The organism is Pseudoxanthomonas sp. 134C1, from assembly GCF_057773065.1.
On record NZ_JBYMTH010000002.1, the window covers coordinates 447066 to 461415 of the forward strand.

The window sequence follows — 14350 nt, forward strand, 5'->3', positions numbered from 1 at the left end:
GGGCCGGTACCGGCCACTGTCCGGCGGCAGGCTCGCCTATAATTGTGACTAAGCACGCAAACTGGATGGCAGGGGACAGGCTTGGCGATCACGACGTTCGTCCGGAGGATGGGAATCCGCGCGGGGCTGCTGCTGGCCCTGGCGTCGGCCTGCGTCCCCGCATTCGCCGAGGACTGGATCTACCGGGTTCGGCCCGGCGACACCCTGTGGGATCTCGGTGGCGCCTATCTCAAACCCGGAGTCGACTGGCATCGGCTTCAACAGCATAACCATATCGCCGATCCCTACCGGCTCGCGCCTGGTCTTCGCTTGCGCATTCCGTTGACCTGGCTGCGTCAACAGCCGGCGCAGGCGCGGGTGATCGCGCTGGTCGGCAATGCCACCGCGGTCAGCTCCGCCGGCGCGGAGCGCCCCGTCAGCGAAGGCATGGAACTGGGCACCGGCAGCCGCCTGCTGACCGCGCTCGGCGCTTCGCTGAGCCTGCAGTTCGCCGACGGCTCCCGCCTGCGCCTGCGCGAAAGCAGCGAACTGGTGCTGGATCGGCTCACCCGCTATGGCCGCACCGGCATGGTCGACACCCGCGTGCGCCTCCAGCGCGGCCGCGCCAACAACGAGGTCCGACGCCTGCGCGGCGCGGGCGATCAATTCATTGTCGATACCCCCACCGCCTCTTCGGCCGTGCGGGGTACCCGCTTCCGCATCCATGCCGGCGAACAGGGAACACGTGCGGAAGTGCTGGACGGGCACGTCGCGGTGACCTCCGGCCGGCGCGCCACCTTGCTCAGGCCCGGATTCGGCACCCGTGCGCAGGCCGGCGATGGCGACCCGCTGCGGCCGCTCGCGTTGCTGCCCGCACCGGACCTGTCCTCGATCACCGCGCAGCAGGACAGCGTCCGCCCGCAATTCGCCTGGCCCGCGGTCGCTGGCGCCAGCGGCTACCGGATCCTGATCAGCCGCCATCAGGATTTCGCCGCGCTGACGGCCGATCTCGCCGTCGACGCTCCTTCGGTGACCGCGCCCGCGCTGGAACCGGGGCGGTATCACCTGCGGGTCAGCGCCATCGACGGCCAGGGACTGGAAGGCCGCGAGTCGGATGTCGCGTTCGGGATCGAGGGACGCCCGGTGCCGCCCTATGCCGTCGCCCCCGTGGCCGGCAGCCTGGTCCGCCAGGACCGTCCGGCGCTGCGCTGGACGCAGGCGCCGGAGGCCCACCGCTACCGCTATGAAGTGGCGGACAACCCCGAGTTCCGCAATCCCGTCGCGCAGGGCGGCGACGTGCGCGGAGAAGCGATCACCGTCTCAGAGCCGCTTGCCGCCGGCGCGTACTATTGGCGCGTGGGCAGCATCGATGCCCAGGGGAAGAAGGGGCCGTTTGGAGACGCCATCGAGTTCACGGTCAGGCCGCTCGATCCGATCGACGATATCGATCTGGACGAAGACGGCGCACGCGCCAGTGACATCACGTTCCATTGGCGCGCCGGCCAGCCTGGCCAGCGCTACCGCTTCCAGATGTCGCGTTCGCCCTCCTTCGAACGGCCGCGGGTGGACGAGGTGGTCGAACAGCCCGAAATCACCCTGCCCAAGCTCGCCGGCGGCACCTGGTACCTGCGCGCGCAGGCCATCGACACCGATGGCGAGGTCGGCGAGTTCGCTCCCGCCCAGAAGATCAAGCTGCCGTGTCGCCTGTGCCGCGTGGGCGTCGGCGCGGGCGCGCTGTTGATCCTGCTGAGCCTATGATCACTTCGCCCTCCACACCCAAGCCCAGGAGCCGCCTGCTGATCGCGCTGGGCGCGTCGGCGATCGTGGCCTGCCTGATCCTGACCGGACTGGTCGCCCGGATGGATCAGTGGCTCTACGATCAGCTGAGTCCCCTGGCCGCGGAGGAAGCCGACAACCGCATCGCCATCGTCGCCATCGACGAAAAGAGCCTCGGCGAACTTGGACGCTGGCCATGGTCGCGGCGCCAGCATGCCCGGCTGGTCGACGAACTGGGGCGCATCGGCGTGCGCGGCATCGGCCTGGACCTGCTGCTGTCCGAGCCGGCGCTGTTCGATCCGGAAGGCGACGCCCTGCTCGCCCGGGCGATGAGCCGGCACGGCAAGGTGGTGCTGCCGGTGCTGGCCGAGGCCACCCAGGTCAATGGACCGCTGGTGGAGCTGCTGCCGATTCCGGAATTCTCCGCCTCGGTCGCATCACTGGGCCATGTGGATCTGGCCGCGGACGACGATGGCGTGGTGCGCAGCGCCTACCTGCGCGCCGGCCAGGGCTCGCCGCGCTGGCCGGCGCTGGCGTTGGCCCTGAGCCAACTGGATCAGCCACTGCCCCAGAACGACGATCTGCCTGGAGAACGTCTTTCGGATCAGGAACAGGCGTCGCCGCAACGCTGGGTGCGCGACCATCGCGTGCTGATTCCCTACGCGCGGCCGCCCAACGGATTCCCCCAGGTCTCGTACACCGACGTCATCCACCAGCGGGTACCGGCCTCGTTGCTGCGCGGGCGCTGGATCCTGGTGGGCACCACCGCGATGGGCATGGGCGATACCGTCAAGGCGCCGGGCCAGCGCGGCGGGCGCGGACTGACCGGCGTGGAATACGAAGCCAACGTCCTCAACATGCTGATCCAGGGCAGCGCGATCACCCCGATGTCGCTGGGCGGGCAACTGCTGCTGTCGATCCTGCTGGTTTCCCTGCCCATGCTGCTGTGCGGCTTCGCGGCGTTCCGCCAGATCTGGCGGCCGGCGCTGGCCACCATTCTCCTGACCCTGCTGCTGTCCTTGCTGCTGCTGCAGTTCGCGCGCCTGTGGTTCCCCGCCTCGGCCACCCTGCTGGTGCTGGCCATCGGCGCCTCGGTATGGGTGTACCGGCTGATCCGCCGCACCCAGCGCGCCGCGCAGACCGATCCGTTGACCGGCCTGGCCAACCGCAACAAGTTCAACCACGCGCTTGAACAGGAACTGCGCGCGATCCAGCGCACCCACCTGCCGATGTCGCTGCTGCTGCTGGACATCGATCACTTCAAGCAGCTCAACGACAGCCAGGGCCATGCCAGTGGCGACGCCGTGCTGCGGTTGCTGGCGCGGGTGCTGCGCGGGCGCGCGCGGCGCCCACGCGACGTGATCGCGCGCCTGGGCGGCGACGAATTCGCGGTGCTGCTGCCGGAGACCTCCGCGCAGGCGGCCGCGACCATCGCCACCACCATCCATGTCGATCTGGCCAACCTGGCCGCGCGTACCGAGCGTGCGCTCGATGCGCCACCGTTCACCGCCAGCATCGGCATCCACACCACCCAGGCCGGCGACACCCCGGACGCGGCCGAAGTGTTCGAACGCGCCGACGCCGCGCTCTACCAGGCCAAGCAGGCAGGTCGCAACCGCAGCGTCAGCCACGCCGCCGCGATGCCCTGAGGGAGGTCGCGGCCGGACGTCAGACGTCCAGCCGCATCCCCGGGCGCGCCAGTTCCGCGCTCACCCCGAAACGCTCGCCCAGCTCACCGGCCAGGGCCTCGCGCGCGCGATCCTCGCCATGCACCAGCACCACCGGTGGCGAAGGTTCGAAACCGCCGTACCACGCCAACAGCCCCTGCTGATCCGCATGCGCGGACAGGCCACCCACGGTGTGGCACTGCGCATTGACGCGGTGATCGCGTCCATGGATGCGCACCCAGCGCGCGCCATCGACCAGCCGCCTTCCCAGCGTACCCTCGGCCTGGTAGCCGACGAACACCACATGCGTGCGCTGGCGCTCGAGATTGTGGGCCAGGTGATGCTGGATGCGACCGCCGTTGGCCATGCCGGAACCGGCGATGATGATCGCGCCGTTGGCGATCTGGTTGATCGCCATCGACTCGGCGGTGCTCTCGGTGATGTGCAGGTTGGGCAGGCGGAACGGATTGGGCGAACCGCGCCAGACTTCCTGCGCTTCCATGTCGAACAGGTCATGGTGGCGTCCGTATACCTGCACCACCTTGCCCGCCATCGGGCTGTCCAGGAACACGCGCCAGCGCGACAGGTTCCATTCGTCCCAATGATGCGCGAACCAATACAGCAGTTCCTGGCTGCGCCCCACCGCGAACGCGGGAATCAGCACGTTGCCGCGATCGGCCCAGGCCTGCTCGAGAACGTCGCCCAGCTCGCGCACCGTGGCCGGACGATCTCGGTGGTTGCGATCGCCGTAGGTGGACTCCATCAGGACCAGATCCGCCTCGCGCACCTGCGAGGGATCGCGCAGGATCGGCGTGCCCTTCTGGCCCAGATCGCCGGAAAACACCAGCTTGCGCCCGTCCGCCCACACTTCGACGATGCTGGAGCCGAGAATATGGCCGGCGTCGCGGAACGCGAGGTCGACGCCCGGCAGGATCGGCTGTCGCTGGTCGTAGGGCAGCGGACGGACCTGCGCCATCGCCGCCTGCACGTCCTCGCGGTCGTACAGCGGCTGGATTTCCGGCTCATCGTGGCGTCGGCGGCGATTGGCGCGTTCGGCGTCGACTTCGGCCAGCGAGGCCGAATCCATCAGCATCACCGGCATCAACTCGGCGGTGGCCGCCTGCGCGTGGATGGGGCCGCGGAATCCACGCCGCACCAGCAGCGGTATCCGGCCGATGTGATCGATATGGGCGTGGCTGACCACCAGCGCGTCCAGCGCCGCCGGATCGAACGGAAACGGATCGGCATTTCGCGCCTCGGCCTCGCGGCTGCCCTGGATCATCCCGCAGTCCAGCAGAATCCGCTTGCCCGCCGCGTGCAGCAGGTGCATCGAACCGGTCACCTCGCCGGCCGCGCCATGGAATTCGATCCGCATTCTCGACTCCCGCAATGTCCGGAAACCCTAGCATGGCCCTGCGCCCGGGCCATGACGTGCCCTTGCGGGCCGCCCGCTTACCATGACCTTCGACACCCCCCCGTCCTCCCGGGCGGGGAGTAGAGTCCGCGCACGTCCATCTGGACAGACCTATCCCAATGCCCTTCCGGGCCGGAGTTGAAAGTGACCTTCCGTAAACCGCAGATACTGCTCTTGTCCCTGGCCGTCACCGCGGCCCTCGCCGGCTGCTCCAAGCCCAACGAAGCCGCCTCCCCCGACGCCGCCGCCAAGGCCGGCGCCGACAGCGGCGAGCTGCAACTGAAGCTGGACGAGAGCAAACTGCCGCCGGTGAACCGCTTCCTGCTCGCGGATCTGGACACCAGCAAGAACGCCTGCGCCGATTTCACCGGCTACGCCAACGGCAAGTGGCTGGCCGCCAACACCATCCCGGGCGATCGCACCAGCTGGGGCGCGTTCGAAATGCTGGACGAGCGTTCCACCGCCGTGCAGCGCCAGTTGGCCGAACAGGCCGCCGCGCATGCCAACGCCACCGGCGTGGAGAAGATCGTCGGCGACCTGTGGGCCACCGGCATGGACGAGGCCAAGGTCAATGCCCAGGGTATCGAGCCGATCAAGGCCGACCTGACCGCCATCGACGGCCTGGCCAGCAAGGAAGCGGTCGTCGACTACCTGAGCGCCAGTGCCACCAAGGGCCGCAACTTCCTGTTCGGCTTCGGTGGCGAGGCCGACTTCAAGGATTCCTCGATGGTGATGGCCTATGCCTCGCAGGGCGGCCTGGGCCTGCCGGATCCGGAGTACTACACCAAGGCCGAGAACAAGGAAAAGCTGCAGGCCTACCAGGCGCACATCGCCAAGGTGCTGGAACTGTCGGGCGTGGCCGTCGCCGATGCCGCCAAGCAGGCACAGGACGTGGTCGCGTTCGAAACCCGCCTGGCCAAGGCGTCAAAGACCAGCGAGGAACTCTCGCGCGACGTTTCGCTGTACTACAACCCGGTCAAGCTGGCCGACGCCGACAAGCTCACCCCGAATTTCTCGTGGACCCGATTCTTCGAATCACAGGGCGTGAAGGCTGACAAGTTCTCGCTGGCCATGCCGGGCTTCCACCAGGAAGTTAGCAGGATGCTGGGCGACACCGACCCGGCGATCTGGCGCGCGTACCTGCGCTTCCACACCGTCGACGGAGCCTCGCCGTACCTCAGCGACGCCTTCGTCAACGAGAACTTCAACTTCTACGCCAAGACGCTGCGCGGGCAGAAGGAAATCAAGCCGCGCTGGAAGCGCGTGCTCGACACCGTGGAAGGCGAGGCCGGCGAAGCGCTGGGCCAGATGTACGTGAAGGTCGCCTTCCCGGCCGAATCCAAGGCCAAGATGGAAACCCTGGTCGGCAACCTGCGCACCGCGCTGAAGACCCGCCTGGAGAACCTGCCGTGGATGAGCGCGGAAACCAAGCAGAAGGCCATCGCGAAGTGGGAGACCTTCACCCCGAAGATCGGCTACCCGGACAAGTGGCGCGAGTGGGCCGGCCTGGCCACCAGCCGTGACAGCTACATCGGCAACGTGCTGGCCGCGCAGGAGTTCAACTACAAGTGGAACCTCGGCAAGATCGGCAAGCCGGTGGACAAGACCGAATGGGGCATGCCGCCGCAGATGGTCAACGCCTACTACAACCCGCTGCAGAACGAGATCGTGTTCCCGGCCGCCATCCTGCAGCCGCCGTTCTTCGATCCCAACGCCTCGGATGAAATGAACTATGGCGGCATCGGCGCGGTGATCGGCCACGAAATGATCCACGGCTACGACGATCAGGGTTCGCGCTTCGGACCGACCGGCAACATGGAAGTGTGGTGGACCGACGGCGACGCCAAGGCGTTCTCCGGCCTCACCGGCAAGCTCGTCAACCAGTTCAACGGCTACACCACCGAAGGCGGTGGCAAGGTCAACGGCAGCCTGACCCTGGGCGAGAACATCGCCGACCTGGGCGGCCTGGCGACCGCGTACGAAGCGATGAAGACGGCCACCCAGGCCACGCCGGATCCGAAGACCGACGGGCTCACCCGCGATCAGCGCTTCTTCCTGAACTGGGCCACGGTGTGGCGCCGCAACTTCACTCCGGAAGAACTGACCGTGCGCCTGAAGACCGATCCGCACGCGCCGGCCAACTTCCGCGCCATCGGCGCCCCGTCCAACCTGCCGGCGTTCGCCTCGGCGTTCCAGTGCAAGGCCGGCGACGCGATGGTCCGCGACGGCGACAAGCAGGTGGTGATCTGGTAATCCGGACTACGTCCGGCGATACCCTCGAAGGCCCGGGAATTCCCGGGCCTTCCTCGTTTCCGAACCCGGCCATGGAAGTGTGCGCCGCGTTCAGGGAGTGCCTGCCCTGCTTGCTAGAATCCGCCAACTCCAACACCCCGGATTCCCTGATGTCGAAGACCCGCGCCGCCCTTGGCCACCCCTCCCTGCTCGCTTTCGCCCTGGTCGCCGCGCTGGGCATTCCGCAGGCCGAAGCCGCCAAGAAGAAGGCGCCGCGCGCTCCCGCCGTCAGCCCTGCCTGCAGCGACTTCTATTCGCACGCCAACGCCGACTGGCTGAAGGCCAACACCACCCCGGGCGCCAGCGCACTGGGTCAGTTGCGCGAGCGCACCGAACAACAGCAGCGCGATCTGCTGCAAGCGGCGATGCAGTCGCCGCAGGGCCACGTGCAGAAGCTGCTGGGTGATTTCTGGGCCAGCGGCCTGGACGAAACCGCGGTCGAAGCCGACGGCGCCAAGCCGATCGCACCGCTGCTGGATCGCATCAACGCCATCAAGAAGGCCAAGGATGTCGCTCCGGCGATCGCGGCGTTGCACCAGGTCGGCATCCCGGTTGCCTTCAATTTCAGCCCGGACGTCGATCTGCGCGCGCTGGATCGCCACATCGGCTATTTCATGCAGGGCGGCCTGGGCCTGCCGGATCCGGCCTACTACACCCGTACCGACGCCGACACCAAGCAGGTGATGGATCGCTATCGCGCCTACGTGAAGCAGGTCCTCGCCCTCACCGGTACCGCCCAGAACCGCCTGGATGCCGACGCACAGGCGGTGCTGGATCTGGAAACCCGCCTGGCCCAGGTCTCCAAGCCGCTGCTGGACCTGCGCAACCCGATGTCCAACTTCGCTCCAGTCGCCACCAAGGAGCTGGGCAAGCAATACCGGAACCTGCAGATCGACGCCTTCCTCAAGGCCCAGGGCGTCAATGACGACACCGTGTCGGTGGCCGATCCGGCACTGTTCAAGCAGATCGACGCACTAGTCGCCAGCCTCAAGCCGGACCAGTGGAAGGCCTACCTGCGCTGGCGCGTGGGCGACGCCATGGCGCCGTACCTGGCCAAGTCGTTCCGCGACGCCGAGTTCGAGTTCCGCGGCAAGGTCCTGCGTGGCGAAACCACCTCGCCGGCGCGCTGGCAACAGGTGCTGGGCGCGATCAACCTCGCCGCCGGTCCGATGCTGGGCAAGGAATACGCCGAGCGCTACCTGCCCAGGGCCAGCGACGATCAGGCCGAAGCGATCGCCCGGCAGGTGCGCGACGCGCTCGGACGCGCCATCGAGCGCGCCGCGTGGTTGAGCGAGGGCGCCAAGTCCGAAGCCAAGGCCAAGCTGGGCAAGCTCAAGATCGAAGTCGGCACCCCGCACCGCGATGTCGACTACAGCGTGCAGCCGATGGGCCGCGGCAGCTTCGGCGGCAACATGCTGATCGCCTCGACCTGGCGTCACCGCGAGGAAATGAAGCGGATCGGCAAGGGCAACGCGGATCGCCGCTGGGACGTGCTGCCGCAGCAGCCCGCGCTGGCCTACGACCTGGCCCAGAACCGCCTGATCGTCACCGCCGCGGTGCTGCAGCCGCCGGTATTCGATCCGCAGCGCGATGCCGCCAGCCAGTACGGCGCCTACGGCGCGCTGGTGGGCCACGAGCTCAGCCGCGGCTTCGACAACAAGGGCCGCATGGTTGACGCCAAGGGTGACCTGCGCGACTGGTGGACCGCTTCCGATCTGACCGCCTGGAACGCCATCGGCGCGAAGATCGCGGCGCAATACAGCGCCTTCGCCTATCCCGAGCTGAAGGACGTCAAGGTCAACGGCAATCTGGTCCAGGACGAAGCCCTCGCCGATCTGGCCGGCGTCGAACTGGCCTGGGATGCCTACCTCGCCAGCGAACCGCAGGCGGCCACGCCCGCGAAGCAATCGTTCTTCAACGCCTGGGCGCAGCTGTGGGCGCAACGCATGGACGCCACCGAAGCCGCCCAGCGCGCCGCCACCGACGTGCGCGCTCCCGGCCTGTGGCGCACCAATGCGCCGCTGTCCAACCAGGCCGCTTTCGGCCAGGCCTTCAGCTGCAAGCCGGGCCAGCCGATGCAGCGCAAGGATGCGGATCTGATCGGCGAGTGGCGCTGAGCGTTCGCGCCAGTCCAATCCACGAAAACGGCGCGGAAACGCGCCGTTTTTGTTTGTGCGAATGGAAGGCCTCTTGTGCGGAATGGCCTCCGACGGGATCCGCCTACTTGACGATCCGCATCCGCGGCCCCGGCGGCCGGCGCTTGCCGAACGGCGGCTGCCCGCGCCAGTAGCGGATCATCAACCAACCGAACAGCATCCCGCCAAGATGGGCGAAATGGGCCACGCCGGCCTGCGTTCCCGTGATGCCGAAGAACAGGGCCAGCGCACCATAGATGATCACCAGCGTGCGGGCACGGATTTCCATGGGAATCGGAAACACGATCATGCGCTGGTTCGGGAACAGCATGCCGTAGCCCAGCAGCAGGCCGAACACGGCGCCGGAAGCGCCCAGCGAATAGATGTTGGGACCACCGCTGGCCAGCACCCACGAACTCACCAGCAGCTGGCACAGGTTGGCGCCGATCAGGCACACGAAGTAATAGGTGGTGAAGCGCTTCTCGCCCCAGGTGGCTTCCAGCGGGGAGCCGAACATCCACAAGGCCAGCATGTTGAAGAACAGATGGCCCGGTCCGCCATGCATGAAGCCGCTGGTGAGCGGCTGCCACAGCATGAAACCACCGTCACGGGGACCCACACCCGTGAAGTCGATGGGCCACTGGACAAACAAATCGGTGACCGCCGGCCCCAGGAACATCTGGAGCAGGAACACCACCACATTGGCGATCAGCAGCGCGCGGGTAACCGGCAGCACGGGAGGAAACATGGCTCGCATCCTTCGGGAACGCGGCCATGATAACCGCGGAGCCTCAGCCGCCCGGCGGTCCCCACAGCGCCTCGTCCAGCGTGCGTGCAGCTTTCACGCCGCGCACCCGGCCCTGCTCGACCCGCACGCCTTCGGCGCGCAGCCGCTGGCTCTGTTCGCGGTAGCCCTTCGAGCCCTCGGGAAAGGCGATGCGGCCATCCGAGCGCAGGACCCGGTGCCAGGGCAACCGCGCGTCGTCGTTGTTGCTGAGGATGCGCGCCACCAGCCGGGCGCGCCCGGGCAGCCCCGCACGGCGTGCGACTTCGCCATAACCCGCCACCTGCCCGCGCGGAATCGCGCGGATGGCCGCGAGGATTTTCGCTTCCGGCGTGGCTTCCACCATGGCGGGTCGTTCCGTTCGATGAATGCCGGAAGTGTGGCGCCTGCCCCGTCCGCTGGCTACCCCGGCCACCGCAAACCGGCCTACCATACGGTTCTGGAATTTCCCGAGTCCGTCACGCCATGAAGAATTTCGAACAGATCCGCAGCCACCTGACCACGTCCGGCTACCGGGTGTCGGTGCAGGAACCCTATGTGGCCTGCGTGGAACTGTCGCTGGACAGCGGGAGCCGGCACCAGGCCATCTTCCTGTCCGAACTGAGCAACGACGACGAGCGCAGCTATCTGCGCGTCAGCACGGTCATCGCGCCGATCACCGGCGTCGACGCCCGTCGCGCGCTCGGCTTCAACTGGCACAGCAGCGTCGGTTACCTGGCCATCGGCGAACTCGACGGCGTGCCCTACCTGCAACTGTGCGAAAACCGTCCCTACGACGGCCTGACCCCGGCCGAAGTGGATCGCCTGGTGCTGGAAATCGGCGGCCTGGGCGATCGCATGGAGCGCGCGCTCTCCGCTGAAGGCGACTTGCTCTGAAGCCGCGAATCGAGAATAGGGAATAGGGAATCGTTAAAAAGCGGGCTGCGCCAGCAGCGCCTTTACGATTCCCGATTCCCGATTCTCCATTCCCGTACCTATCAAGCCCAACCCATCGCCTGGAGCAACCTCAGCAGGCCATACGCGATACCGCCGGCAGCGGGGATGGTCAGGATCCACGCCCAGATGATCCGCTCAACCACGCTGAATTTCAGCGCGCGCGGGTTCTTGGCGAAGCCCACGCCCATGATCGCCGTGGAGATGCTGTGGGTGGTGGAGACCGGCATGCCGAAATGCGCGGCCACGGTCAGGATGGTCGCCGAGCTGGTCTCCGCGGCGAAACCGTTGATCGGATGCAGCTTGACCATCTTGTGGCCGAGCGTCTTGATGATCTTCCAGCCGCCCGAGGCGGTGCCCAGCGCCATCACCACGGCGCAGGTCAGCACGATCCAGGTCGCGATGTCCTGCTCGCCGGCGCTGCCCGGATGCAGGAACGCCAGCCAGCCCGGAAGATCATTCAGCGCACCGGATGCCTCTGCACCGAACAAGGTCAAGGCGATGATGCCCATCGTCTTCTGCGCGTCGTTGTGGCCGTGCGCGTAGCCCATGTAGGCCGCCGACAGGATCTGCGCCTTGCCGAAGAACTTGTTGACGAAGTTCGGCCGCGCCAGTCGTCCCAGCCAGCCGCCGGCACGCGAGAACAGCACGATCAGGCCCCACAGCAGGAGCATCACGCCAATGCCCAGCAGGAAGCCGGCGATCGGCGAGCTGATCATCGGCAGCACCACCTTCCACAGGATGCCCTTGTTCTTGGCCCAGTTTCCGACGCTCTCGGACCAGATCAGCGCACCCCAGTTGTTGTGCGCGGCGGCCAGCGCGGCGCCGCACAGGCCACCGATCAGCGCGTGGGAGGACGAGGATGGCAGCCCCTTCCACCAGGTGATCAGGTTCCAGACGATGCCGCCGAGCAACGCACACAGGATCACCTGCGAGGTCACCTCGACCACGCCGGTGTCGATCAGGCCGGAAGAAATGGTCTTCGCCACCGCGGTGCCGGTCAGCGCGCCAACCAGATTGGTCAGCGCCGCCAGCATCACCGCCTGGCCGGGCGTCAGCACCTTGGTGGCGACCACGGTGGCGATGGAGTTGGCGGTGTCGTGGAAGCCGTTGATGAACTCGAACACGAGCGCGGCCAGGATCACCACCAGGACCAGGGTCAGCATGGTGCGGTCCTCAGCTGTTCTTCAACACGATCTGGTAAGCCACCACGCCGGCTTCGCGGCAGCGGTCGATGGCTTTTTCCAGGATCTCGAAGAACTCCTTCAACAGGAACATCTGCAAATGGTCCAGGCGGCCGGAATAGATGTCGCGGTACAGCTCCAGCATCAGGCGGTCCGCCTCGTTCTCGATCGCGCGCAGCTTCTCGTTGAGCGCGGTCATGCGATCGATGTTCATCTTCTTCAGCTCGTGGACCATCTCCACCACCACCGCGGCGGCCTGCTCCAGCATCGCCGCGCGCGGCGCGAAGTCGATGCCTTCCAGGTGCTGCAGGGCCAGCGAGTAGCGATCGGCGAATTTCTCGATCTGCTTGGGAATCTTGTACAGGGCCGAACCCAGCGCCTCGATGTCCTCGCGCTCGATCGGGGTGATGAAGCTGTCGACCAGGGCCTGGCTGATCTTGTCCGAGGTCGCGCGCTCGCGCAGGCGGGCCAGCTTGAAGGCGTCCAGCGCCGGCTGGCGGTCGCTTTCCTTCATCATCGCGTGGAGGGCCTTGGCGCTGTCCAGGGCGGCCTCGGCGGCCTCCTCGAGCAGGGTGTAGAACTGCTGGCCGGAGCCGAAAATGGTCTGCAGCGAGAACATCGCGAGAATCCCGCCGTCGCGGGGCGGACGGCTTTAGGGGCGGAATTATGACTGTTTAGTGACCATCCTGGCGACGCCCCCGGCGTCCGGACGGCTCCTCCGGCCCCCTGCCATGAGCCCGCCGGCCCAGGTTTGGTACACTCCCGGGGCACCCCGAGGGGTGCAATCTATGGAAGACGACCCTACCTCCCCCGCGCACTGTCGCCCACGAAATGCGTCCTCCGCGACGCCCCCTCCGGCCATGACGGAGGGCCGCCGTGCTTGAACTGCTGATCGTCATCGCCCTGATCATCCTGAACGCCTTCTTCGCCCTGTCGGAGATGGCGCTGATGACCTCGCGCAAACTCAAGCTCAAGCAGATGGCCCCGGACAGCCGGGGCGCCCGCGTCGCCCTGCATCTGGCCGAGCATCCGGACAATCTGCTGTCCACGGTCCAGATCGGCATCACCCTGATCGGCATCCTGGCCGGCGTATTCGGCGGCGACGCCATCGGCGCGATCATCGCCGGCTGGCTGGCCGAAATGGTGCCCGGCATCCAGCAGTACGCGCGCCCGATCGGCATCGGCACCGCCGTCACCCTGATCACCGCCAGTTCGGTCATCTTCGGCGAGCTGATCCCCAAACGGCTGGCGCTGACGAATGCCGAGGTCATCGCTTCGGCCGTGGCCATCCCGCTGGACTGGCTGTCGCGCATCGCCCGTCCGGTGGTGTTCGTGCTCGGCGCGATCAACCGGGCCGTGCTGCGCCTGCTCGGCATCCGCGACGACAACCGCGGCGCGGTGACCGAAGAGGAAATCCGCCTGCTGGTGACCGAGAGCCACGAGCAGGGCGTCATCGACGTCGACGAACGCAACATGATGAACCGGGTGCTCCGCCTGGGCGATCGCACCGCGGACAGCCTGATGACCCCGCGCAAGAAGATCGTCTGGCTGGACACCGCCGCCGGCTACGAGGACAACCTCCAGGTCATGCGCGAATCGCAGTTCTCGCGCTTCCCGGTCTACCGCGGCAGCGATCAGGACGTGGTTGGCGTGCTGGAGGTCAAATCGCTGCTGGATCGTTTCGCGGATCGCTCGCCGGAAATCTTCCGCAACCTGCGCGAGCCGCTGTTCGTCTCCGAATCCACCCATGCCATGAAGCTGCTGGAAATCTTCCGCGAGGAGCAGCAGTCGCTGGCGCTGGTGGTGGACGAGTACGGTGAAATCCAGGGCCTGGTGACCATCAGCGACCTGATGGGCGCGGTGGTGGGTCGCCTGCAGGCCGCCGAGAACACCGAGGACGACGCGCTGGTGGTGATGCGCGACGACGGCTCGCTGCTGGTGGACGGCTCGCTGCCCAACGACGACCTGCGCGAACTGCTGGGTGGGGTGAACCTGCCCGACGACGACGAGTACAACACCATCGCCGGCCTGGTGATCGAGCACTTCGGCCGCATCCCGCACGTGGGCGAGTCGTTCGAACTGGACGGCTGGCGCTTCGAGGTCGTCGATCTGGACGGCGCCCGCATCGACAAGCTGCTGTTGCAGCGCGTGCCGGAAGAAACCGGCGAGGACGCGGCAGCCTGAGC

General features: G+C 67.2%; 11 protein-coding genes. 6 read left to right on the forward strand and 5 right to left on the reverse strand.

Features of this window, described 5'->3' with window-relative positions:
- The first annotated feature begins 108 nt into the window (after positions 1-108).
- Both AC3DEZ_RS05910 and AC3DEZ_RS05915 read left to right on the forward strand, forming a co-directional pair.
- The gene (locus AC3DEZ_RS05910) at positions 109-1737 is read left to right on the forward strand and encodes a FecR family protein (protein WP_488387393.1); all 1629 of its coding nucleotides are present in this window, start codon (positions 109-111) and stop codon (positions 1735-1737) included.
- The gene (locus AC3DEZ_RS05915; RefSeq protein WP_488387394.1) at positions 1734-3404 is read left to right on the forward strand and encodes a CHASE2 domain-containing protein; all 1671 of its coding nucleotides are present in this window, start codon (positions 1734-1736) and stop codon (positions 3402-3404) included. Before AC3DEZ_RS05910 ends, AC3DEZ_RS05915 begins: the two co-directional genes overlap by 4 nt.
- Before the next feature lie 19 nt (positions 3405-3423).
- Here AC3DEZ_RS05915 and AC3DEZ_RS05920 read toward each other — a convergent pair whose 3' ends face one another.
- Positions 3424-4797, reverse strand: a complete 1374-nt coding sequence (locus AC3DEZ_RS05920) for an MBL fold metallo-hydrolase RNA specificity domain-containing protein (RefSeq protein WP_488387395.1) — start codon at positions 4795-4797, stop codon at positions 3424-3426.
- A 183-nt stretch (positions 4798-4980) separates the two neighbouring features.
- Here AC3DEZ_RS05920 and AC3DEZ_RS05925 point away from each other — a divergent pair, with 183 nt between their 5' ends.
- Both AC3DEZ_RS05925 and AC3DEZ_RS05930 read left to right on the forward strand, forming a co-directional pair.
- The gene (locus tag AC3DEZ_RS05925) at positions 4981-7089 is read left to right on the forward strand and encodes a M13 family metallopeptidase (RefSeq protein WP_488387396.1); all 2109 of its coding nucleotides are present in this window, start codon (positions 4981-4983) and stop codon (positions 7087-7089) included.
- Between the two features lie 149 nt (positions 7090-7238).
- Entirely contained in the window at positions 7239-9245 is a 2007-nt protein-coding gene (locus AC3DEZ_RS05930; protein WP_488387397.1) for a M13 family metallopeptidase, read from the forward strand.
- A gap of 103 nt (positions 9246-9348) precedes the next feature.
- On the opposite strand, the gene AC3DEZ_RS05935 is transcribed toward AC3DEZ_RS05930, so the two are convergent.
- On the reverse strand, positions 9349-10011 hold the full coding sequence (locus tag AC3DEZ_RS05935; RefSeq protein ID WP_488387398.1) for a rhomboid family intramembrane serine protease: 663 nt from the start codon (positions 10009-10011) through the stop codon (positions 9349-9351).
- A gap of 43 nt (positions 10012-10054) precedes the next feature.
- Complete coding sequence (locus AC3DEZ_RS05940) at positions 10055-10393, reverse strand: MGMT family protein (RefSeq protein WP_488387399.1); 339 nt, start codon at positions 10391-10393, stop codon at positions 10055-10057.
- A gap of 119 nt (positions 10394-10512) precedes the next feature.
- On the opposite strand from AC3DEZ_RS05940, the gene AC3DEZ_RS05945 reads away from it, so the two are divergent.
- Positions 10513-10923: a hypothetical protein gene (locus tag AC3DEZ_RS05945; RefSeq protein ID WP_141453614.1), complete on the forward strand. Its 411-nt coding sequence runs from the start codon at positions 10513-10515 to the stop codon at positions 10921-10923.
- 101 nt (positions 10924-11024) lie between these two features.
- On the opposite strand, the gene AC3DEZ_RS05950 is transcribed toward AC3DEZ_RS05945, so the two are convergent.
- A complete protein-coding gene (locus AC3DEZ_RS05950; protein WP_488387400.1) occupies positions 11025-12146 on the reverse strand; it encodes an inorganic phosphate transporter in 1122 nt (373 codons plus the stop codon).
- A 10-nt stretch (positions 12147-12156) separates the two neighbouring features.
- Positions 12157-12783 (reverse strand): DUF47 domain-containing protein, encoded by a 627-nt coding sequence (locus AC3DEZ_RS05955; RefSeq protein WP_447105114.1) that lies wholly within the window; start codon positions 12781-12783, stop codon positions 12157-12159.
- A gap of 257 nt (positions 12784-13040) precedes the next feature.
- Between AC3DEZ_RS05955 and AC3DEZ_RS05960 the strand changes: the two genes are divergently transcribed.
- Positions 13041-14348 carry a hemolysin family protein gene (locus AC3DEZ_RS05960; RefSeq protein ID WP_488387401.1) on the forward strand — a complete coding sequence of 436 codons (1308 nt, stop codon included), beginning with the start codon at positions 13041-13043 and terminating at the stop codon, positions 14346-14348.
- Positions 14349-14350 lie beyond the last annotated feature (2 nt).